We start from the raw sequence: 20,695 nt of genomic DNA, 5'->3' as shown, positions 1-20,695 counted from the left end.
GCGTTGAAGATCGATTACACCCTGTCGGACGACATCGCCGTGACGTCGACCGACGCTGCCCGGGTCGAGAAGGAGGGCTACGGCGGCGCCTGGGTCGGAGAGACCCGGCACGACCCCTTCATGCAGTGCCTGCAGGCCGCGACCGCCACCGCGTCGATCACCGTCGGGACCTCGATCGCCATCGCCTTCGCGCGGACTCCGATGACCCTCGCCAACCTCGGCTACGACCTGGCGCAGTACAGCGAGGGCCGTTTCGTCCTGGGTCTCGGCTCCCAGATCAAGCCGCACATCGAGAAGCGCTTCTCCATGCCCTGGTCCCACCCCGCACCGCGGATGCGCGAACTCCTCCTCGGTATCCGGGCGATCTGGGACTCCTGGCAGAACGGCACCAAGCTCGACTTTCGGGGCGACTTCTACACGCACACCCTCATGACGCCCTTCTTCACCCCGAAGCCCCAGGCCTTCGGCCCCCCGTCGATCTACCTCGCCGGGGTCGGTCCGGGCATGACCGAAGTCGCAGGTGAAGCCGCCGACGGATTTATCGTGCATCCCTTCACCACCGTCCGTTACATCGAGGAAGTGACGATTCCGGCACTGCTGCGCGGCCGGGCCCGGGCCGGAAAAGATGATCTCGAGGGCTTCACGATCTGTGGTCCCTCCTTTGTGACGCTCGGCCGGACGGAGGCCGAGATGGAACGCTCGGTCGCGGCGACCAAGAAGCAGATCGCCTTCTACGGATCAACCCCGGCCTACCGCCCCGTCTTCGAGATGCACGGCTGGGGTGAGGTCCAGCCGGAGCTCACCACGCTGTCCAAGCAGGGCCGCTGGGATGACATGGCCAGCCTGATCACGGACGACATTCTGGGAGAGTTCTCCGTGGTCGGCACACCCGAAGAGGTCGGTCGGGGACTCCGCGCCAAGATCGGCGACATCTACGCTCGCACGACGCTCTACGACTCGGGCGGCTCGGACCAGGCACACTGGCCGGCTGTCCTCGACGCCGCGAGCTGACAATGACGTCCAGCTGGCAGTTTGTCGATCCACCGCCGGCTGAGCCGCCATTGCATCCGCGGCACGGCATCCACGAGCCGACCGCCGGCAGTCCTGCCCGCCCTCCCGGCTCCGTCCGGCGCACGATCACGATCGACGCACTGCGTCCGGACGGTGCGCAGGGGAACCTGAGACTGGTCGGGAAGGGCCGCGATCTGATCACGGGCGTCGACGGGGCATCCGAGGTGGCCGCCGAAGCACGTTTCACCTTGGAGATCGCGCCTGACGGGCAGCGGAACCTTCTGCGTATCGAGACCACCCCGGCCGTCCCCGAGCTCCAAAGTCTGGTCGGTACGGGTACCACCGCGGGACTGCGGCGCCGCATCGCACAGGCCGCACCCGATCTCCACGCGGCCCAGCCGCTCCTCGAAGCCATGCTGGACGACGCGCCGGTGAGCGCCCTCGTCTCCGGTTACGCCCTTGGCCGGATGGGCCTCGTTCCCCGTGCCACAGGCATGCTCCTGGCTCAGACGGACCAGTGCGCCGGGTGGGCACGGGGCGCGACTCTCATCTCGGCCATCGAACAGGACGGCATGGTGCCCACGGTCACCGGCCCGATCGCACCTCCTCTGACTCGACCCGATGACCCCCTGGCGTGGCATGAGACCTCCCAGYTGCCCCCGCACGGCATGCGCCGGCACCGGCGCCTCGACGTCACGCGCAGCGCGGAAACGGGCAGCTGCGACCTGGATCTTCTCTTCCGGGACAGTTACCAGGCCGCCGGTGGACCCGAGACGGTCATCCACGAGTACACCGTCGCCGGCCGACTGGACCTCACCACCATGACTCTCGTAGAGGTTTCCTCGGTACCGCGTGCGCTGCCCTGGGTGGAATGCCCGTTGGCGGCTGCCAGCGCATCCCGGCTTACTGGCACACCTGTCGCCGACGCTCGAAAGATGGTCCGGACGGATCTGCAGGGGACCAGCACCTGCACCCATCTCAACGACACGCTCCGGTCGCTCGTCGGTGTTCCCGAACTTGTGTCCCTGCTGCCTCCCGCCCAGCGGGACACGCTCCGATAGGGGAGAGTGGGACACGCTCCACTCGTGCCCACTGTCCTCGGGAGTACCTCGTGGCAAGCCGAAACTTCGAGATAGACGTAGTCGACAACGTCGCCTGGCTCGTGCTGTCTCGTCCCGACGAGCTCAACACCCTCCGGCGCGACTTCTGGGACGAGTTTCCCGCCGTTGTCTCTGACCTCGGCGCGGACGGCGGTGTCCGTGCACTCGTCATAGCGTCAACCGGACGGCACTTCACCGCCGGTCTCGACCTCTCCGCGTTCGGCGACACCGAGCTCTTCGCGGCGGGGGAACCGGCCCGGGTCAACCTTGCCCGTCGCGCTCTGGTCCTCAGGATGCAGGACGCCCTGACAGTACTCGAACGGACTCGTTTTCCTGTGCTCGCCGCCGTGCAGGGCGGATGCATCGGAGGCGGACTCGACCTGGTGACCGCCTGCGACATGAGATACGCGACCGAGGACGCCTTCTTCACTGTTCAGGAGACAAAGATCGGAATTGCYGCTGATCTTGGGACGCTGCAGCGTCTTCCCAAGCTGATTCCGGCCGGGGTCGCCCGGGAACTTGTCTACACGGGGCGTCGGTTCCCGGCCGGCCGGGCTCTGGCCGTGGGCCTTGTGAACGAGGTCTTCCCGGATCAGGAATCCATGCTCCGCGGGGTGGGGGAGATCGCCGCGGAGATCGCGGCCAACAGCCCTCTCGCTGTGTGGGGCAGCAAGGAGATGCTGTTGTACGCGCGTGACCACGCCGTGTCGGATGCGCTGACCTACATGGCCACCTGGCAGGCTGGCGCACTCCAGTCCGGCGAGGTCAACGAGTCGATCACAGCTCGGGCGGAGAAGCGGCTACCGGTCTATCCGGACCTCCCTTCGACGACAACGCCGGGATAGAGCGTCTCCGTGACGGTCACCGAGTGACCGAGACCGGTCGTCCATCGGAAGACGCCGGGCCGAGGCTGGCAGATCTTCCACCCGCCGCGGTGCCGCCCGCCGTGATGCCTCTCGCAGAGAGGCCCCAGGTTGCAGGTCCTGGTGGGCCCACCCTGGGCGTAGGGAACCGTGTGATCGAGGTCGCAGGAGACTGCCGGCCGGCGGCAACCGGGGTGACGGCAGGTCTGGTCGCGTGCCCGTACATGGCGAGCCTGAGCCGGRGACGGGTGCCGGCGGTCGGCAACCTCAACAAGGTGGCCGCGAGGATCTGTGAGGATTCGTCGCCAGGTTGATCCCGGGCGGTTGGCCATCTCGCGCGCAACGGCTGCGGGGATGCTGCCGATACCCGGGATCTCGCCGGGTGTGGACGTAGTGCCGAGCAGGGCGGTGACGGGCACCATGACCTGAATCTCGCATGCGAGTGGAGCTGCGTGCTCCGCGCGGCCCGTCAGCAGATCTACGACCACGTCTGCCCGAATCTGATCGACGGTGCGCTCGTCGCTGTCGGCGCCCCGAGCGGTGATGCCTCGCGCTATGCGGTCGACGCGCCGGAAGCAGGCCTCGGCCTCGTCAGCTGGCATGACGGTCGTCAGCCTGCCGATGCCATCCTCGCCCGTCGAAACCCGCACACGCCTCTCAGCTCTGCGTACGTGGGAGCGGGCGGCCGCCCCCTCGGGGTCCAGCGTGTGCACGATCTGTCGACAGGCGTCGGTGAAGGCTCGGCGGGTGGAGCGTGGGCCGCCGGCGAGAGCACTGCGCTCGACATCCGAGGCGAGGGCGTCGTCAAGCGGCCGGGTGGCGTTCTCCAGCGAGTGGAGCCGCTGAAGATCGATTTTGCCTTCACGCAGGGCACTGAGCGCGCGAGGAAGCCGGTCGACAGCGGCGCGCGCGAAGGTCATGTCCCGCGCTGCGGTGGTGGACGACACTCCGATCTCGATCGCGACATCTTCGGGACGAAGCATCGGGTCACCCGGGATCGGCGGCGCGGGGTTGTCGGCGGTGACTGTCGCGAGATTGGCGAGATCCTGGATCAGAGCGGCCTGCGTCCAGRCCAACAGCATGGCCTTGGCTCGGTAGCAGGCGATGCTGTCGCGGAAACGCTGGGTGGCGGACCGCGATGGGGCCTGGCTCCGCTCTTCTCTCTCTCCTCGGATGGGAGTGCTCGCGAGGGAACTCAAGGCGGACGCGCTGGTGTGGTCGGTCAGGTCCACGAACGCGTCGAGCAACGCGCGGACGAGTGCCGTGGTCTGCCGCTCGGCGGAAAGCTTTGACGACGTGGCAAGAGAGACGTCGACCTCCTGCATATGACCACCGCCTCGAAACCGGACTTGAATCGAATGTGTGTTCGAAAGTAGTCGAGGCGTGCCGTCCAGGCAAGACTTCGGGACGAGAGACTACGGGCGTGTCTTCTGATGGTCGAATCCGTCAGAGCTATTGCCTGCGGCCCCGCAGTTCGCTGCGGATGGCCTGCAGATTTGGGTGGTTGTATGAATTGATGTGTCGGTCGGCTCCGGGGCGATGCATCGTCTGAGCTGGGCGGATTGGCCTGGGGTAGGCGAGCTTGACCAGATCGGGGTGCCGGCCTTATTTTCGTCGCGGCGGAAGCTGGTCGGCCGATCCGAGTACAGTCAGCGAATTTTCGGGCGCGCCTGAAGTTTCTTAAATCAACAGTGTGAAGATCTGTGGGTGCCGGGGTGGGCTGGCGTACCGATGCGTCAGCCCACCCCTGGTTTCTGGTGCCAGGAAGATGTCCTGTCGCGGGGGAGGGCGGCCCCCCCACGCGGAGGTTTTGACTTTCTGTCGGCACCGGTTCGGTGGAGTGCTAGATCCATGACGAGGGCGGATTCGCCCGGGGTGACGGCGGATGGGAGCCGAGTGGAAGCGAACCTGTCGAGTGTGCCGTCGTGGGGTGGTCGGAGCTCGGGAGATCGGATCTTCGGATCACGACCCCGGGGGTGGGTCTGTGTCCTCCCGGAAAGCTGAGGTGGGTGCTGGGAGGTTGTGCTCGACGGGTTGCGTGGATGCCCGAATACCTGCTCTTATTCCTCGTGCCATTCGTCCACCGAGTTTCAGGGAACTCGTACGTGGCCTGAAACGCTTGCTTCCGGCTCGCAGTCCAGGACCTGGACATCCTCTGCAGGAAAGGCATACATCGGAGGTTGTCCCTGGACGTGAACAAGCAGGGTCCGTTCGCTGTCGACGACGGTGTGTCCGCCGGAACGACCGCGCACGCGGCGCTGGAAAGGTACGACGTACCCCAGCGGACTCGGAACGAGTGCGCTGAAACGTCCGGCCGGTCGTGCCGACAACGGGCCCCTGCCGGTGGTCGGACTCACAGTGCGATCCTGCCGTCGACCGCGCGAGAATCCTGGGCGAACCCACGAAGCATGGCATCCACGGTGAACGAGGCGATCAGAGCGTCTGCCTCGTTGTACACCCGACATTCGGAGTGGGTCATTCCGTCGCCGGCGAAGGTGGAGAGGTGGTGATAGCGCAGCCAGTGGTCGGCGTGAACCACGGAGTGGAAGGAGATGCCGATCGCGTTTATGCCCATCGACAGAGTGCGGTGAGCCTGGCGCTGGCCGACGCCGTCATGCGGACGAAGCGCAGCGGCGATGGATATGTGGCCCGTGAACTGAGCGAGCAGACCTGCGTGGAGGTGCGGGTCGTCGGGAACGTCGCGGAACCTGACCCAGGCGTCGATGACCGGTGGCCCCACCGGCGCGGCCGGGTCATCTGTGTACGCCGCGTCGACCATGCGGATGTCCCGACCGGTGACCGACATGTCGCACGGCTCGCTGTCATACGGCCCAGCGCACGCTTCCGGCGCGGCTGAGTGGCGGACAACGTCCGGTGCCGTGACATCGAGGAGCAGGGTGCCACTGGCGCGCCGTTTTCCGCCCTGCGACACATGTACTGCCAGGGTGGAGAAGCTCCGTCCTGCGCTGAGTTCGTCGATCTCGAACTCCAGCGGCTCCCGAGCGTCCGCAGCTCGATAGAACACCATGTGGGCGGACACGACGCGCCGGTCGGGTGCGTGCCGACCCGCTGCGACCACGGCCTGTCCGAGCATCTGACTGCCCTCGACGACAGGGCGTCGAGGGTCCGCGAGTGCGGTACTCACGTATCGGCGGTCGCCGGCCGGCCGCACGTTCATGATGTCGATGAGATCCGCGGCGTCCCCCCACGTGGGAAACCGCTTGATCGTGATGTCGCCGTCGGCCTCGCCGGGAACGGCATCCACCAGCTCAACCCGGATGCGGTCGTGGTCGAAGGCGATCAGACCGGCCAGCCAGTCCAGGYCGGAACCAGGCTGGGTGAATTCCCAGACAGCGTCCCGACCGTCCACGGCTGACACTCCCGCGGGATCATGCCAGTCGGTGGACCCGGTGGTGATCTTTCCCTCGAGTGTCCACAGACGCGCCTCGCCCTTGACCGGGCAGACGGCCGAGTGGCCCTCGTCCAGCAGGAGGTCGGTCCGCACGTCGGCGCGAGGAAAGTAGAGGACCGGTACATCGGCCGCCTCCTGCACCCTGACGGCGGACGCCGATTCGGCTACAAGGGTTTCGCCCCACCACGCCCGTGCCAGGTAGCGGCAGGACTCGTGTGTTAAGGCCGGTTCGTTATCCGACGCGACGTCGGAGGTCACAGGCTGCACGTCACAGGAAGCTAACACCCGGTCGTGGCCGGGACGAGAGATCGGCGGGCGACAGTCGGGCGATCCAGTCGAGAACGAGGGCGTTGAAGGCCTCTGGTCGCTCCTGATGCAGCCAGTGACCTCCCGGCAGCTGACGGACCTCGTCGAACGGACCCGTGACGACACCTCGCTCCCACGCGGCCCGTTCGGCCTGTTGCTCGGAGTAGACGGCCAGGACCGGGCAGGTGCGCCTGCCCAGATAGTCGGTGCTCTGGTCCCTTTGGCCGAACTGGTCCGCATCGAGCCACATCCCGAAGAGCGCGGCCCGTGCCACAGCGGCCGGGACAGCCAGGGCACGCCGGCGATGCCAGGTCGTGAGATGGGCGGGTGAGTCGGGGCCGGCAAGGGCCTGCAGGTACCGCAGGAGTCGTTCCTGAGTGCCCGGAGCGCCGAGATCGCCGAAGGACTGCTCGGATCGGGCGGCGTCAGTGTCGCTGATGCCGTACGCGGGTTCGACTGCGACGACGGCGCGTACAAGTCCGGGTTCTTCGACGGCGAGCGCGCTGGCGACCATGGCACCCAGTGAGTGTCCAACCGCGACGACACCGCCGGTGCTCTGAGTGATGCCCAGCTGCCTGAGCAGGGCGGCGAGGTCGGCGGCGAGCACACGTGGTCGCAGGCCCTTCGAACCGGACGATCGTCCGTGGCCGCGCAGGTCCACCGCGATCACGCGGTGCCGAGTGACGAAGTCCGGGATCTGGTAGTTCCAGTCGTGCGAGTCGCAGCACCAGCCGTGGATCAGAACCAGCGGCGGTTGCTCACCGGCGCTGTCCTCCGCGGGGTCATCGGTGAAGAACAGCCTGGTCTCGACCCCAAGGTCGAAGTACGGCATCGATGATCCCCGCTTCGTGGACGACGTTCGCTCACTGAACGACGATCCGTATCCGTCCGGTGTTCCCAGCGCCGCGGGGCCGCGGCACTGGACGTCGTACGCTCCGGATCGTATCTTCACTACTTAGCTGGACAAAGTGTAGTTACCAAGGGTAACTGAAGGGCGGTGGCCCGTTGTCTTCACCTGGCCCTGTTCCGCTTTCCGTGTTGGATCTGGCGCCGCTTGCCTCCGGTGCATCGGCGCCCGAGGCCCTGCGTAACACGATTGATCTGGCGCGCCGCGCGGAGAGCTTCGGCTACAGCCGGTACTGGCTGGCCGAGCATCACCTGACCCCGGGGGTGGCCTCCGCCGCGCCTGCTGTTCTGATCGGGCTGGTGGCGGCGGCCACCGAACGCATAAGGGTCGGCTCCGGGGCCGTCCAGACCGGTCATCACACCGCGGTCGTCATCGCCGAGGAGTTCGGGACGATCGCGCATCTGCACCCCGGTCGAGTCGATCTCGGACTTGGCCGGTCCAGCATCGGTCGGCTCAAGGACAGGGTCGCGCCGTCGGCGGCGAACGGGTCGACGAGGAAGGAGGCGGCGAAGGAAGCAGCGAAACCCGGATCGCGGGTGGTCGACGGCCTGCTGATCCCCGCGCCGCCAGCGGTCGCCTACGACATCGAGCGGCTGAGTCGGCAGCTCCAGCTCGTCGGCTTCCGAGACGCTCCCGACGACGGTTATGACGATCTCGTCCGGGATGTCCAGGCCTTTCTGGCGGGTACCTATCAGGAGGCGGACGGAACGACGGTGTCCGCGCCGGCTGCGGCCGGTGCCGATCTTCAGATCTGGATCCTTGCCGCGAGTGCGGGGGAGAGCGCACGTACCGCGGGTCAGCTCGGGTTGCCGCTGGGAGCCAACTACCACGTGGTGCCGTCCACCGTGCTTGACACGGTCGAGGCCTACCGGAAGGCCTTTCGACCGGGCGTGCTCTCACAGCCCTGGGTGATGGTCTCGGCCGATGTTGTGGTGGCCCCGGACGACGCGACCGCCCGCAGGCTTGCCAGCGGGTACGGGCCATGGGTCGCCAGTATCCGCACGGGTCGCGGCGCGATTCCGTTTCCGAGTCCGGAAGAGGCCGACACGATGGTGCTGACCGACAGGGAGCGGGCCGCGGTGGCGGACCGCCTCGACACCCAGTTCGTCGGCTCGCCGGAGACGGTCGTGCGCGGGCTGCGAGTCCTCAGGGATGTCACGGGAGCGGACGAACTGCTCATCACCACCATCACCCACTCCCACGCGGATCGGGTGCGTTCCTACGAACTGCTCGCTGAAGCGTGGTCGCGTCAGTGGTAGCCGAGGGAGTGGTGGTCGAGGGAGTGGGGCTGGCCGTCGCACTGGACGGATGCGGATGGCATCCTGCCGCCTGGCGGGAACCCGAGGCCCGGCCGCGCGAGCTGTTCTCCGGCCGCTACTGGACGGAGCTCGTCCAGGAGGCGGAACATGGGCGGCTCGACTTCGTGACGATCGAGGACACGCTTGCGCTGCAGTCCTCCGGTCGGGCCGCCGGGGGCCAGCCCGACGAACCCGACGGACGGGTCGACGAGGTCCGGGGCCGCCTTGATGCGGTGCTGATCGCCGCCCGGGTCGCTCCGCTCACCCGAGGTGTCGGTCTCGTGCCGACGATCGTCGTGACGCACACCGAGCCGTTCCACATCTCCAAGGCCATCGCGACGCTTGACTTCGCGAGCGCCGGCCGGGCAGGGGTGAGGGTGAGGATCGCCGCCTCGGGTGACGTCGCCGCACATTTCGGGCGGCGCGACCTGCCGGGCCGATGGTCAGCGGAGTCGGCGGCCGAGCTCTTCGACGAGGCCGCGGACTACGTGGAGGTCGTGCGTCGCCTCTGGGACAGCTGGGAGGACGACGCCGAGATCCGCGATGTGGCCACCGGACGGTTCATCGACCGGGAGAAGCTGCACTACATCGACTTCGCGGGACGTTGGTTCACGGTGCGCGGGCCGTCGATCGTGCCACGGCCGCCGCAGGGGCAGCCGTTGGTGACCGCGCTCGCGCACGATACCGTCCCGTACCGGTTCGCGGCGCGAGCAGCGGATCTTGTGCATGTCACACCTCGCGACGCGCGCGATGCGGCCCGGATCAGTGCGCTGGTACGGGCCGAGTGGGCTGCCGCGGGGCGACCCGAGACCGAAGCCCGGCTTTTCGCCGATCTCGTGGTGTTTCTGGACGAGGACGGTGGCCGGGCGGCTGAGCGCAGGCAACGTCTCGACGAACGGTCCGGCCCGGAACGGGAGTTCCGCTCGGACGCGCAGATCTTCGTGGGCACCCCGTCGGAACTCGCCGATCTCCTGGCGGAGTGGGCCGACTCCGGGATCGACGGCTTCCAGCTCCGGCCGGCGGTACTTCCCACGGACCTGCGGGCGATCACCCGTGGACTCGTGCCGGAGCTGCGTCGCCGTGGTCTCTTCCGTGATGAGTACCGGGCTGCGACGCTGCGTGGCCGGCTGGGGCTCGACCGCCCGGCCAACCGCTACGCCCCCACGGGCGGTGTGCGGTGAGCCGGCCGGTCAAACAGATCCACCTCGCCGCGCACTTCCCCGGGGTCAACAACACGACCGTGTGGTCGGACCCGCGCTCGGGCAGCCACATCGACTTCGCGTCGTTCGTCCACTTCGCGCGGACGGCGGAACGGGCGAAGTTCGACTTCCTCTTCCTCGCCGAGGGCCTGCGGCTGCGGGAGCAGCGAGGCCGCATCCATGACCTGGACGTGGTCGGACGTCCGGACACGTTCACGGTGCTCGCCGCGCTGGCGGCGGTGACGGACCGACTGGGGCTGGCCGGCACCATCAACTCGACGTTCAACGAGCCGTTCGAAGTGGCCCGGCAGTTCGCCAGCCTCGACCACCTTTCGGACGGCCGGGCAGCGTGGAACGTCGTCACCTCCTGGGACGCGTTCACCGGCGAGAACTTCCGGCGGGGTGGTTTCCTGCCGGAGGGCGAGCGCTACGGGCGGGCCGAACAGTTCCTCCGGACCGCCTGGGAACTGTTCGACTCGTGGCAGGCGGATGACATCATCGCCGACAAGGAGTCGGGTGTCTTCCTCGCCGACCCGGCCGCGGGATCGTTTGAGCACACGGATGCCCATTTCGACATCCGTGGCCGGTTCACGGTGCCGCGTTCACCGCAGGGCCGCCCGGTGATCTTCCAGGCGGGCGACTCGGACGCGGGCCGGGAGTTCGCCGCCTCGTCCGCGGACGCCATCTTCAGCCGGCACAGCGAGTTCGACGCCGGGCGGGCGTTCCACGCCGACGTCAAACGCCGGCTCGGCCGGTATGGGCGCGGGCCGGAGGACCTCCTCGTTCTGCCGGCGGCCAGCTTCGTACTCGGTGACACCGACGCCGATGCCCAGGAGCGGGCCGCGGAGGTGCGCCGCCAGCAGGTGAGCGGGGCCACCGCGATCCTGCTGCTGGAGCAGGTCTGGAACCGCGATCTGCAGAAGCACGATCCGGAAGGTCCGCTGCCCGAGGTCGATCCGCTCCCCGGCGAGCACACGATCGCCCAGGGGCGCGCCAGCGTGCGGATGTACGAGGACCGGCTTGCGACCGCCCGACGGTGGCGTGAGCTCGCGGAGCAGCGGACGTTGACCACGCGAGAGCTGATCATCGAGGTGACGGGTCGGCAGACCTTCGTCGGCAGCCCGGTAGCCGTCGCGGAGGCGATCAACCGCTTCGTCCAGGCGGACGCGGCGGACGGGTTCATCCTCGTGCCGCATATCACCCCGAGCGGGCTGGACGAGTTCGCCGACACCGTCGTGCCGCTGCTACAGGAACGCGGTGTGTTCCGCGCCGAATACGAGGGGACCACGCTTCGCGACCATCTCGGCCTTCGGACCGGCGCAGGCGCTGGCCGCCAGCTCTGAAGATTGGCTGCGGGCCGGCGGGGTATCTATCACGGTGCACACGCCGTGTGTGTGCGTACCGTTTTTCCGTGCACCTGACCGACCCGGGCTCTGACGCTGAGTGGCAGGAGCCGGCGGAGGGAGACCGGAGGACGATCACCTCGATGGCTAGTTAACGGGAATGTCACCTTGCGGCAGGTATATTCGGACATCCTGTTGTTGTCGTGAGGAGACGGTCCGCGGCGTGCCGCGGATCCGGCGGTTGGAGGAACATGGCCGCGATTGTCGAGTTGGCGGCGTCGATCGATGGCATCCCGACTATTGAGGAGACGGACGCGATGCTTGAGGAGTTGCGTCAGCTTCCAAGGGATGCGACCACGAGCGAGCTGATTGACGGGCTTCTCGAGATCCGGGTGCTGCTCGGCACGACGTGACCTGCGGCTACCGGGTTCCGAAGGGGTAAGCGGGGCTGGCGTCCGCAGCGGCGCCGGCCAGCTCCTGGCGACGGTTTCGCCCGACGTGCTGGTGCTGGTGCTGCTGCTGATCCATTCTTCTCGATCTCCTGTTCGAGTCGGCACGGGAGAAGCGCGGGGGGAACGCTACTTCAGATCAGCCCGCAGCTCCCGGCGACCAGCTGGAGAAACTTCTTCGCTGTTTTGTCCGCTTTCCTGGGGCCTCTTCGGTAGAAACCGGAGAACATTCCACGGGCCTTGCCTTACAAAGCGATCAGCCAAGTGGTGCGGTAACGTTCGCCGCGCTGTCCGGCGCGTTCGGAAGCAATCTTGGAAATGAGTCGCTGACAGGAAGGCAGGAACATGACGCAGGTGCAGGACCGGCAGGAGCAGCAGCAGGAGCGGCAGCGTCGCGAGCAGCAGATCGAGCGTCAGCTGCGCCAGAACTGGCGCCAGATCCGTTACAGCATCCTGGACCAGTTCGGGCAGGTCAGCACCGCTGACCTCGACGCCGCCACCAACGTGAACGACCTGGTCGCGCGGATCGCGGACAAGACCCACCACAGCGAGCGCTACGTCCAGAACCGTCTCCAGGAGCTGGCTGGCGTCGGCGCCGGGCAGGGCATCGGCATCCAGAACCTCCAGGGGATCCAGGGGCAGCGCTTCGGCGCATAGCCTCTCTCCAGCCACACCGCTTGTGCTGAGCGTGTGACAGGGCCGGTGGCCACCCGCGGCGAGCGAGTCGTGCAGTGCGGGTGGCCACCTGGTCCGGCCGAGACCTACGGGCCGTGTCCGGGCGCGAGGATCCCGGCCGGATCGAACACGCGGCGCAGTCGGCGCTGCAGGTGCAGGTTCGTCTCGCCGAGCTCGGTTCCGAGCCAGTGGCGCTTGAGCACGCCGATCCCGTGCTCGCCGGTCACGGTGCCGCCGAGCTCCAGCGCGGTCTGGAAGATCCGCTCGGCGGCGTGCCAGGCCGCCGCGGGAATCGCGGCCGACCCGGATCCGGGCCCATCGACGTCCGGTCGGCCCACCACGATGATCGGGTGCAGGTTGCCGTCGGCCGCGTGCGCGATGGTGAAGATCTGCACGCCGGTGTCCGCACCGATCTTCGCGACGCGGGCCGCGGCCTGCGCCAGCTGGGAGCGGGGGACCGCGATGTCCTCGATCAGGACCCGGCCGAGGCGTTCGAGGGACGGCAGGGCGRCCCGCCGCGCGGCCAGCAGCTGCCGGGTGGTCTCCTCATCGGTCGAGCGCTGCACGTCCCGGGCGCTGCCGCGCAGGATCTCCTCGGCGGCGTCACCCTCACGGCCCGCCCCGGGGCCGTCGGTCTGGACCAGCAGGAGGGTCTCCCCACGAAGGGCGAGGTTTCCGCCGGTCGCGGCGTCGACGGCGCGGACGGTCGGGCCGTCGAGCAGCTCCGCCATGGCCACGACGATCCCCGCCGCCGCGATGCCGGTGACGGCGTCGACCGCCGCGCCGAAGGAGTCGAAGAACGCGGCCAGGGTGACTGTCCCGACCGGCGCCGGCCGCAGCCGCAGGGTGGCGCCGACCACCACCCCGAGAGTTCCCTCCGACCCGACGAACAGGCTGGTCAGGTCATAGCCGGCGACACCCTTGACGGAGCGCCGGCCGGTACGGATGATCTCGCCGTCGGCGAGCACCACCTCCAGGCCCAGCACCGACTCACGGGTCACGCCGTACTTGGCGCACCGCAGCCCACCGGCGTTGGTCGCGATGTTGCCGCCGATCGTGGAGATCGCGGAGCTCGCGGGGTCGGGGGAGTAGGTGAGTCCCACCGCGCGGGCGGCACGGTCGAGGTCATCGGTGATCACCCCGGGCTCGACCACGGCGACCTGGTCGGTCCTGGAGAGCTCGCGGATGTGGTTCATCCGGTGAAGGTCGAGGATCAGCGCACCGTCCGGCGCGGCCGCGCCGCCGGCGAGACCGGTACCGGCCCCCCGGACCGTCACCGGGATGCCGTACCTGGAGGCGTGGCGCAGCACGGCGCGCACGTCGTCGGTGCTGTGGGCGAAGGCGACGCCGAGCGGGCGTCCTTCCGGCTGCCAGCCGGAGCGGTCGAGCCGGTGTGCGTCGACGACCGCATCCTGTCGGCTCCACTGCCCGTCCGGCAGTGGTGGCGGTCGGACGTCCGTCACGGCCCGGTGGCCACGGGACGGTTCGGGTCGGACGACCAGGCTGACCACGAACCCGGGTAGAGCGCGGCCGCGACCCCGGCGATGGCGAGGGCGGCGACCTCGTGCGCCGCGGTGACGCCCGAGCCGCAGTAGACCCCGACCGGCCGGTCGCCCGCGGTCGTCCCCAAGGCCGCGAAGCGTTCCCGCAGCTCGTCCGGGGTGCGGAACCGGCCGCGGGCGTCCAGGTTGTCACCGGTCGACGCACTCACCGCACCGGGGATGTGGCCAGCGCGCGGGTCGACCGGTTCCACCTCGCCGCGGAAGCGCTCGGGGGCGCGGGCGTCGAGCAGGATGCCGCCGCCGGCGACCCGGGCCGCGGCGTCGGCGTCCAGGGTGGGCAGGTGACCGGAACCGAGCACCACGTCACCCGGCACGGGTGTGACAGCACCGGGCACCAGGGCGTACCCGGCCTCGCGCCACGCGGTGAGCGCACCGTCGAGGATGCGGACGTCGGTGAGTCCGGCCCAGCGAAGCAGCCACCAGGCGCGGGCCGCGGACAGTCCGCCGTTGTCGTCGTAGACGACGACCGGCCGGTCGTTGCGCACGCCCCACCGCCGCGCCGCGCCCTGCAGGTCCGCGACGGTCGGCAGGGGGTGGCGCCCGGCCTGCGGGGTCGGCGGGGCGGCCAGCTCGGTGTCCAGGTCGACGTAGACAGCGCCAGGCAGGTGCCCGGCCAGGTAGTGGTCCTGCCCGTGCGGGTCGCCGAGGGCCCATCGGACGTCCAGCAGGACCGGTGGCTGTTCCGCGACGAGTTCAGCGTGCAGCGTGGCCGCGTCGACGAGGACGACGTCGGCGCCGACGTCGGCGCCGGAGCCGGCGGCCGGCCGCGCCGAGGCGAGCAGGCGGTGGACGGCGTCCTCGCCGAGCAGACCCGGGCCGGCCGCGTCCTGGGCGACCCGGGCGATGTCGCGCTGCACACCGGCGTTGAGCGGGGCCGAGGTGCCGTGCAGGCGGGCGAGCAGCGCGATCTCCCCGTTGAGGAAGTCCGACTCGACGGAGCCGCCGCGCGCCAGGCTCTGCCAGGTCGAGCTGCCCTGCCGGGCGTGGCCGGCGATCTCGTGGTGGACGAGGCCGGACAGGTCGAGCGCGGCCTTGTTGCCGATCACCTCCGTGACCTCGACGTCCGCCTCGGCGAACACCTGGCGGGCCTCTGCCACGAGCGCCTCGGCGAGGGCGTCGCGGGCCGGGCCGGGCCGGTAGGCGGCGTCCAGGTTGTAGCCGAGGTTTCCGAGCAGCTTGCCGGCCTTCCAACGGTCGACGTCCGGGACGACCTGCACCGCGAAGGCGGCGAGGCGCAGGTCGGCGGCGATGCGGTCGACCACCGGGCTCGTGCCGCGCGGGGCGAGCCCGAGGTAGAAGGCTCCGACGAGCGGCGCGGACGGGCTGACCACCTCGCCGGGCGTCGAGTAGGAGGAGGGAATGATCACCACGGCGTCGACGACGGTGTGGAAGCGGCGCAGCGCCGTGCGGGCGTTCTCCAGGCCGTTCTGCAGGAGGACGACGGGGAGGGCCTCGGCGGCGGTCCCCGACGGGGCGACGGGGCGCCAGGCCCATGCCGCCAGCAGGGCCTCCGAGTCCTGTGACTTCGTCGCCAGGACCAGGACGTCGCCGGCCCGCAGGTCGATGTCCTCCGGGCCGCCGGCGACCGGGACGGGGATCTTCCGGTCGGAGTCGGGACGGATGTAACGGAGCCCGCTGGCCCGTAGTGCCTCCAGGTGGGCGCCGCGGGCGACCAGGACGACGTCCGTGCCGGCCTCGTACAGCTGGGCGGCGACCGTGGCACCGACGGCGCCCGCGCCGATGATGACGTACCTGCTGGTCATGCGGTCGCCCAGGCGGCGATCGCCGGGAGCTTCCGGTCGGTCACCCCGGCCAGCGCCGCCGGCACACCCTGCTCGCCGGCGGCGAGGGCGAGGTCACGCAGGCGTTCCAGGAAGAGGACGACGACCGCGGCGGCGGTGCGGTGGGTGGCGTCGTTGAGCGCGTCGTGCCGGCCGCCGGCGATGGTCACGAACTCGGCCGACGGGGCCTTCGCGACGCTCTCCCTCGCTGCGCGGACCGGGCTGACCAGGTCGGCCGCGCCGTGGACGGCGAGCACCGGCACCTGGACACGCCCGAGGTCGGCGGCCGCGAACCAGTCGGCCGGGACGGGGGTGAGCAGCGAGCCGCGCCGGACCTGCGGGTCGTTGCTGAGCCGGGACTGGTGGGTGGGGCAGGCAGTGCGCTCGGCGAGCTCGCTGTCCCAGCTGCCGGCGGAGGCGGCGTGCTCCCCGGTCGGGAGTCCGGCCAGGACGAGGCCGTCGACGGGGTTCTGCGCGCCGGTGCCGGCAGCGGCCAGCGCGGCGACGAAGGCCGCACCCGCGTCGGAGCCGGCCAGCACCCGTGGGCCCGGCAGGTCGGGGTCGTCGAGCAGCTCGCGGACCCGGGCCCGGACACCGGCCTCGTCCGCGGTGGGGTCGCCGACCACGCGGACCTTGTAACCGTCGGAGGCGACGCGGGTACCGAACCGCTCGTACACGCCGGGGTGCTCCCCGCGGCCGGCGACGAGGATCACCGTTCCGCGCGGGGCGACCGCGGGCGGATTGTCCCACGCGCTGACCGCGGCGGAGGGAGCTTCCTGGACAAACGGAGAGGAGGTCATCGGTGCCTGTCCTGTCGTGGGGAGAGATCGGGCGTCGCCGGGCAGGCGGCAGCACCCCGGACCGGCCGGGGCCGAGAACAGGGGAGAGCAGCAGCGGCGGCGTCGAGGGCGGTCGCGGTCGGGTGCGCGGAGCACTCAGGAAACGCGACAGCAGGTCGAGCTGACACGACCGAAGTCGACGACCCGGCGGCGGGTCAGGTGGGTGACGGGGCTCCCCGTCAACAGCCCGCTCCTGCTCCGGTGGGCTCTTCCCGGCATGTCCATCAGGATGGTTGGAAATATCGCGGCTGTAAAGCGTGGCTCTGTGATCGAAACGATCAGTAATCGTGATAGATCATCTATTATGGCTGCTGTGTCCCCTGTGCTCGATCTGGTTGCGCTGCGCAGCCTGGTGGCGATCGCCGACTGCGGAGGATTCCGCCGCGCCGCGGAGGCGCTCAGCGTGTCGCAGTCGGCCGTCAGCCAGCATGTGCGCCGGCTGGAGAAGGTCGTGGGCAGGCCCCTGGTCGAGCCGGCCGGCCGGGGTGCCCGCCTCACGCCGGAGGGCGAGCTGCTGCTTTCCGCCGGGCGGCGGATCCTCGCCGTGCACGACGACGCCCTCGACCTGCTGGGGGTCGGTGCCCCCGTCCCGCAGACGTCCCTCGCCGTCGGTTCCACCGAGCACGCCGCCGACCACCTGATCCCCCGGGTGATGGAGACCCTCGCGGAGGGCTTCCCGGGGGCGGAGATCAGGTTCCGTATCGACCGCGGCGCGCGGCTCGTCCAGGCGCTGGACCGGGGCACGCTCGACGTCGCCGTCCTGGTCGGCACGGCCAGCGGCCCGGCGGGCCAGGCGGCGGGCGAGCTGCCGCTGGCCTGGTACTCGGCCCCTGGCTGGGACGTGCCGCCCCCGGAACGCCCGCTGCCCCTGGTCGCCGTGGACGAGCCGTGCACCATCCGCACGCAGGCCCTGACCTCCCTCGCCCGGGCCGGCCGCGCCGCGTCGGTGGTGGGGGAGGCGGGGTATCTCGCCGGGGTGCTGCACGCGGCCCGGGCCGGGGTGGGGGTGGCCCTGCTCGCGGACGTCGGCCCGCCGCCCCAGGGCCTGGAGCGGCGGGCGGACCTGCCGGCGGTCGCCCCGGAGCCGATGCAGGTCCGCCTTCGTCGCGGGGCCTCACCGCGGCTGGCGCGTCTGGTCGCCGCGGCGGTCGCCGACACGCTCGCGGCGAGTCGGGCGCCGGCCTGACCGTCCCCGCCGGGTGTCAGCTGCCGCCGGCGGGCTCCAGCACGAAGACGGGAATGACCCGGTCGGTCTTCTTCTGGTACTCGGCGTAGTCGGGCCAGGCCGCGACGGCGCGCTCCCACCAGAGCGCCTTCTCCTCCCCGGTCACCTCGCGTGCGGTCATGTCCTGCCGGGTCGGGCCGTCCTGCAGCTCGACCAGCGGCTGGGCGAGGACGTTGTGGTACCAGACCGGGTGTGTCGGCGCGCCGCCGAGGGACGCCACGACCGCGTAGCGGCCGTCGTGCTCCACCCGCATCAACGGGCTCTTGCGGATCTTGCCCGACTTCGCGCCGACCGTGGTCAGGATGATCACCGGGACGCCGCGCAGCTCCGTCCCGTGGGTCCCTCCGGAGCTCTCGTACTCCTCGACCTGCTTGCGCACCCACTCGCTCGGGCTCGGTTCGTATTCACCAGTCAACGGCATGCAGTGAGTCAACACCGCTGGTAGGAAGCCCCTTCCCGTCCGGCGTACGGGAAACCCGTGGAGTGTCGGCTTCGTACGCCGCTGTGACCGTCGTGTGGCCACGGGGGAGCTGTCGGGTGATGCATGTCGCATTACTCCCGGCCTGCGTCGGGTGCTGGCCGGGCGGTACGGCCGTTGTGGGAGTTCCGCTGGTTGGCGTTGAGATGCCAACGCGGCGATGAGGTTTGCGAGCAATGGTGTTTCTTGTGATCTTTTAGTGAGTTCTGGGTGGGGTTGAGGGGGCCGCCCGAGTGGGTGTCGCGGTCCGGCTGGCCTGCCGGTCGGCTAGGTGAGGCCGTCCGGTCGAGGGCAGTCGGGTGGTCGGTATGTTCGTTCTGCCAGCTGTTGGCGGCCCCGGTCGACAAGGCCTCGGGGCCTGCCCGGACGCGCACCTTCCTGCTCTCTCACCCGCATCTGGTGCGGGCTGGCGCGCGGGTGAGGGCAACGCTGTCCGTTTTCCTGGACGATGCGGAATCTGGAAGGTGGATCTGTGCTGGTGTTGGGGAAGAGGTTCGGTCGGCGGCAGTCGGCCGGCGCGGCGGTGGTGACGGCCGTGATGACGACCGTCATGGCCACCGCCTGCGGCTCCGGGGGGTCCACCAGCGTCGAGGCGACGGCGGACACCTGCTCGCCGGGAGTCACGGACGACCAGGTCACGGTGGGGATCCTGTACCCGGACACCGGCCTGCTCTCGCCGGAGTTCACCGGCTACCGGTTCGGCGTCGAGGCCCGTCTGAAGGCGGCGAACGCCGCGGGTGGCGTCGACGGCCGGCAGATCACGACGGTCTGGCGTGACGACAAGTTCACCCCGGCCGGCAACGTGCAGGCCGCTCGTGACCTGCTCCGCGACAACGTGTTCGCCGTCCTGGAGTACACGGCGTACTCCCAGGAGTCCGCCGGGCTGCTCCACGAGGAGGGCGTTCCCGTCCTGGGGGTCGCGGACGAGCCGATCTGGGCCGACAACAGCAACATGTTCCCGCTCGCCTACCAGCTGGACGACTCGGACGCGACGACGACACTGGGCACCTTCGTCAGCGCCCAGGGCGGCACCAGCGCGGYGGTCGTCGCCACGTCGATCACGACGTCGGCCCGGCTGTACGCCGAGGCGGCACGCAGGAGTCTGGAGGCGGCCGGCGTCCGGGTGGCGTACATGGACACCAACGCCACGACCTACAGCCCCCAGCTGGTGGACCGGATCGTCCGCAGCGGAGCGGACTCGATCATCTCGCTCACCCTCTTCGACATCTACACGGGCGCGCTGGCGAAGGCGTCGGAGGCAGGGCGCCCGTTCACCGTGGCAGTCTCGCCCATGGCCTACAACGCGAGCCTGCTCAACACCGAGACCGCCCGCGCGCTGGCCGGCACCTACGCTCCGGTGGGCTTCACCGCGATCGAGCGGAAGCTGCCCGCCCAGACCAGCTACCTGTCGGCGATGAGCACCTACGCGCCGGAGATGCAGCCGGCCACCCAGCTCAGCTCGATCTACGGCTACATCGCCGCGGACATGTTCGTACGCGGTCTGGAGACGCAGGACGGGTGCCCGACGCGGGCGTCGTTCATCCAGGGCATGCGTGGGATCACCTCCTACGACGGTGCCGGTCTGCTCAACCAGAAGATCGACTTCTCGGCATCCGAGCGGGCGATGGACCCGTGCACCGACTTCGTCCGCCTCTCACCCGCCGGTGACGCCTTCGAGCCGGTTGGTACCGGCCCGATCTGCGGGCAACCGCTGCGTGCGGCGGGCTGAGCCCCGGCGCGGGCAGCGTCAGCGGGGGATGTCAGCGGGGGATGGTGAGGGCCGGCCAGGCCGCGCGCAGTGCCGGCAGCAGCGGCAGCGCGAGCGCCTGGCTGGCCGACACCCAGGCCCAGTCGGCGGTCTCCCAGTTGGCCGCCGCGGGCTCGAACGCGGTCTCCACGTTCAGCACGACCGTGGTGTAGGCCCAGGCCCCGTGGTCGTCGACGTACTCATGGGCGGGCGCGAGCCCGCGGGGGACGTGCGGCGGGAGCGGCCCGAGCTCCTCCTCCGCCTCCCGCAGCGCGCCGTCGAGCGCCGACTCGCCGGGCAGGAGCGCGCCGCCGGGAAGCGCCCAGGTGCCGCCCTGGTGCGACCGTGGATGGCGCAGGACGAGCAGGTACTGCGGCTCGTCCGCGGCGTCCGCGGCGGCCGCGCGCAGCAGTACACCCGCCGCGCCGAGCGCGCCCCAGTGCTGGCAGCCGCGGGAGCAGAAGACGAAGCGTTCCATCTGCCCAGCTTCCCCCGGCCGG

18 protein-coding genes are annotated in these 20,695 nt (G+C 69.9%); 10 read left to right on the top strand and 8 right to left on the bottom strand.

Annotated features, from left to right (window positions below):
• Positions 1-3: 3 nt before the first annotated feature.
• The 3 genes from CC117_RS01665 to CC117_RS01655 are packed head-to-tail and all read left to right on the top strand — an operon-like array spanning position 4 to position 2,956.
• Positions 4-1,011, top strand: coding sequence for an LLM class F420-dependent oxidoreductase (locus CC117_RS01665; RefSeq protein ID WP_071081912.1), 1,008 nt, complete (start codon positions 4-6; stop codon positions 1,009-1,011).
• A 50-nt stretch (positions 1,012-1,061) separates the two neighbouring features.
• Complete coding sequence (locus CC117_RS01660) at positions 1,062-2,072, top strand: DUF2889 domain-containing protein (protein WP_241829727.1); 1,011 nt, start codon at positions 1,062-1,064, stop codon at positions 2,070-2,072.
• Positions 2,073-2,122: 50 nt separating this feature from the next.
• Positions 2,123-2,956 (top strand): enoyl-CoA hydratase-related protein, encoded by an 834-nt coding sequence (locus CC117_RS01655; protein WP_071081910.1) that lies wholly within the window; start codon positions 2,123-2,125, stop codon positions 2,954-2,956.
• Here the strand turns inward: CC117_RS01655 and CC117_RS01650 are convergent.
• From CC117_RS01650 to CC117_RS01640, 3 genes are all read right to left on the bottom strand, one after another.
• Positions 2,920-3,894, bottom strand: a complete 975-nt coding sequence (locus tag CC117_RS01650; protein ID WP_241829753.1) for an HNH endonuclease signature motif containing protein — start codon at positions 3,892-3,894, stop codon at positions 2,920-2,922. The two genes, CC117_RS01655 and CC117_RS01650, sit on opposite strands and share 37 nt — an antisense overlap.
• 1,433 nt (positions 3,895-5,327) lie before the next feature.
• Entirely contained in the window at positions 5,328-6,644 is a 1,317-nt protein-coding gene (locus tag CC117_RS01645; RefSeq protein ID WP_084131333.1) for a DUF427 domain-containing protein, read from the bottom strand.
• Between the two features lie 10 nt (positions 6,645-6,654).
• Positions 6,655-7,524 (bottom strand): alpha/beta fold hydrolase, encoded by an 870-nt coding sequence (locus CC117_RS01640; protein WP_071081908.1) that lies wholly within the window; start codon positions 7,522-7,524, stop codon positions 6,655-6,657.
• A 203-nt stretch (positions 7,525-7,727) separates the two neighbouring features.
• Between CC117_RS01640 and CC117_RS01635 the strand changes: the two genes are divergently transcribed.
• The 5 genes from CC117_RS01635 to CC117_RS01620 all read left to right on the top strand — a co-directional run bounded on the left by CC117_RS01635 (position 7,728) and on the right by CC117_RS01620 (position 12,545).
• Positions 7,728-8,858: an LLM class flavin-dependent oxidoreductase gene (locus CC117_RS01635; RefSeq protein WP_071081907.1), complete on the top strand. Its 1,131-nt coding sequence runs from the start codon at positions 7,728-7,730 to the stop codon at positions 8,856-8,858.
• Complete coding sequence (locus CC117_RS01630; protein WP_241829726.1) at positions 8,852-10,078, top strand: LLM class flavin-dependent oxidoreductase; 1,227 nt, start codon at positions 8,852-8,854, stop codon at positions 10,076-10,078. The genes CC117_RS01635 and CC117_RS01630 overlap by 7 nt, the downstream gene beginning before the upstream one ends.
• Positions 10,075-11,439, top strand: a complete 1,365-nt coding sequence (locus CC117_RS01625; RefSeq protein WP_071081906.1) for an NtaA/DmoA family FMN-dependent monooxygenase — start codon at positions 10,075-10,077, stop codon at positions 11,437-11,439. Before CC117_RS01630 ends, CC117_RS01625 begins: the two co-directional genes overlap by 4 nt.
• A 251-nt stretch (positions 11,440-11,690) precedes the next feature.
• Positions 11,691-11,852: a hypothetical protein gene (locus CC117_RS37800; protein WP_198541683.1), complete on the top strand. Its 162-nt coding sequence runs from the start codon at positions 11,691-11,693 to the stop codon at positions 11,850-11,852.
• A 381-nt stretch (positions 11,853-12,233) separates the two neighbouring features.
• A complete protein-coding gene (locus CC117_RS01620; RefSeq protein WP_071081905.1) occupies positions 12,234-12,545 on the top strand; it encodes a hypothetical protein in 312 nt (103 codons plus the stop codon).
• A gap of 104 nt (positions 12,546-12,649) precedes the next feature.
• Here the strand turns inward: CC117_RS01620 and CC117_RS01615 are convergent, their stop codons facing one another.
• From CC117_RS01615 to CC117_RS01605, 3 genes are read right to left on the bottom strand one after another with little or no spacing between them, the layout of a single operon-like run.
• Positions 12,650-14,026 (bottom strand): FAD-binding oxidoreductase, encoded by a 1,377-nt coding sequence (locus CC117_RS01615; protein WP_071082053.1) that lies wholly within the window; start codon positions 14,024-14,026, stop codon positions 12,650-12,652.
• Entirely contained in the window at positions 14,023-15,888 is a 1,866-nt protein-coding gene (locus CC117_RS01610; RefSeq protein ID WP_071081904.1) for a rhodanese-like domain-containing protein, read from the bottom strand. The genes CC117_RS01615 and CC117_RS01610 overlap by 4 nt, the downstream gene beginning before the upstream one ends.
• Positions 15,885-16,706 carry an alpha/beta hydrolase gene (locus tag CC117_RS01605; protein ID WP_071081903.1) on the bottom strand — a complete coding sequence of 274 codons (822 nt, stop codon included), beginning with the start codon at positions 16,704-16,706 and terminating at the stop codon, positions 15,885-15,887. Before CC117_RS01605 ends, CC117_RS01610 begins: the two co-directional genes overlap by 4 nt.
• A 343-nt stretch (positions 16,707-17,049) precedes the next feature.
• Here CC117_RS01605 and CC117_RS01600 point away from each other — a divergent pair, with 343 nt between their 5' ends.
• Positions 17,050-17,931 (top strand): LysR family transcriptional regulator, encoded by an 882-nt coding sequence (locus tag CC117_RS01600; protein WP_071081902.1) that lies wholly within the window; start codon positions 17,050-17,052, stop codon positions 17,929-17,931.
• A 16-nt stretch (positions 17,932-17,947) separates the two neighbouring features.
• Here the strand turns inward: CC117_RS01600 and CC117_RS01595 are convergent, their stop codons facing one another.
• Complete coding sequence (locus CC117_RS01595) at positions 17,948-18,391, bottom strand: nitroreductase family deazaflavin-dependent oxidoreductase (RefSeq protein WP_071081901.1); 444 nt, start codon at positions 18,389-18,391, stop codon at positions 17,948-17,950.
• Between the two features lie 529 nt (positions 18,392-18,920).
• Between CC117_RS01595 and CC117_RS01590 the strand changes: the two genes are divergently transcribed.
• Complete coding sequence (locus CC117_RS01590) at positions 18,921-20,177, top strand: ABC transporter substrate-binding protein (protein ID WP_084131238.1); 1,257 nt, start codon at positions 18,921-18,923, stop codon at positions 20,175-20,177.
• A 31-nt stretch (positions 20,178-20,208) separates the two neighbouring features.
• Here CC117_RS01590 and CC117_RS01585 read toward each other — a convergent pair whose 3' ends face one another.
• Positions 20,209-20,673, bottom strand: coding sequence for an NUDIX domain-containing protein (locus tag CC117_RS01585; protein ID WP_071081900.1), 465 nt, complete (start codon positions 20,671-20,673; stop codon positions 20,209-20,211).
• Positions 20,674-20,695: the final 22 nt, after the last annotated feature.

Origin of the sequence: Parafrankia colletiae, assembly GCF_001854655.1 — a bacterium.
GTDB lineage: Bacteria > Actinomycetota > Actinomycetes > Frankiales > Frankiaceae > Parafrankia > Parafrankia colletiae.
This window is presented reverse-complemented; position numbering and strand designations above follow the sequence as displayed.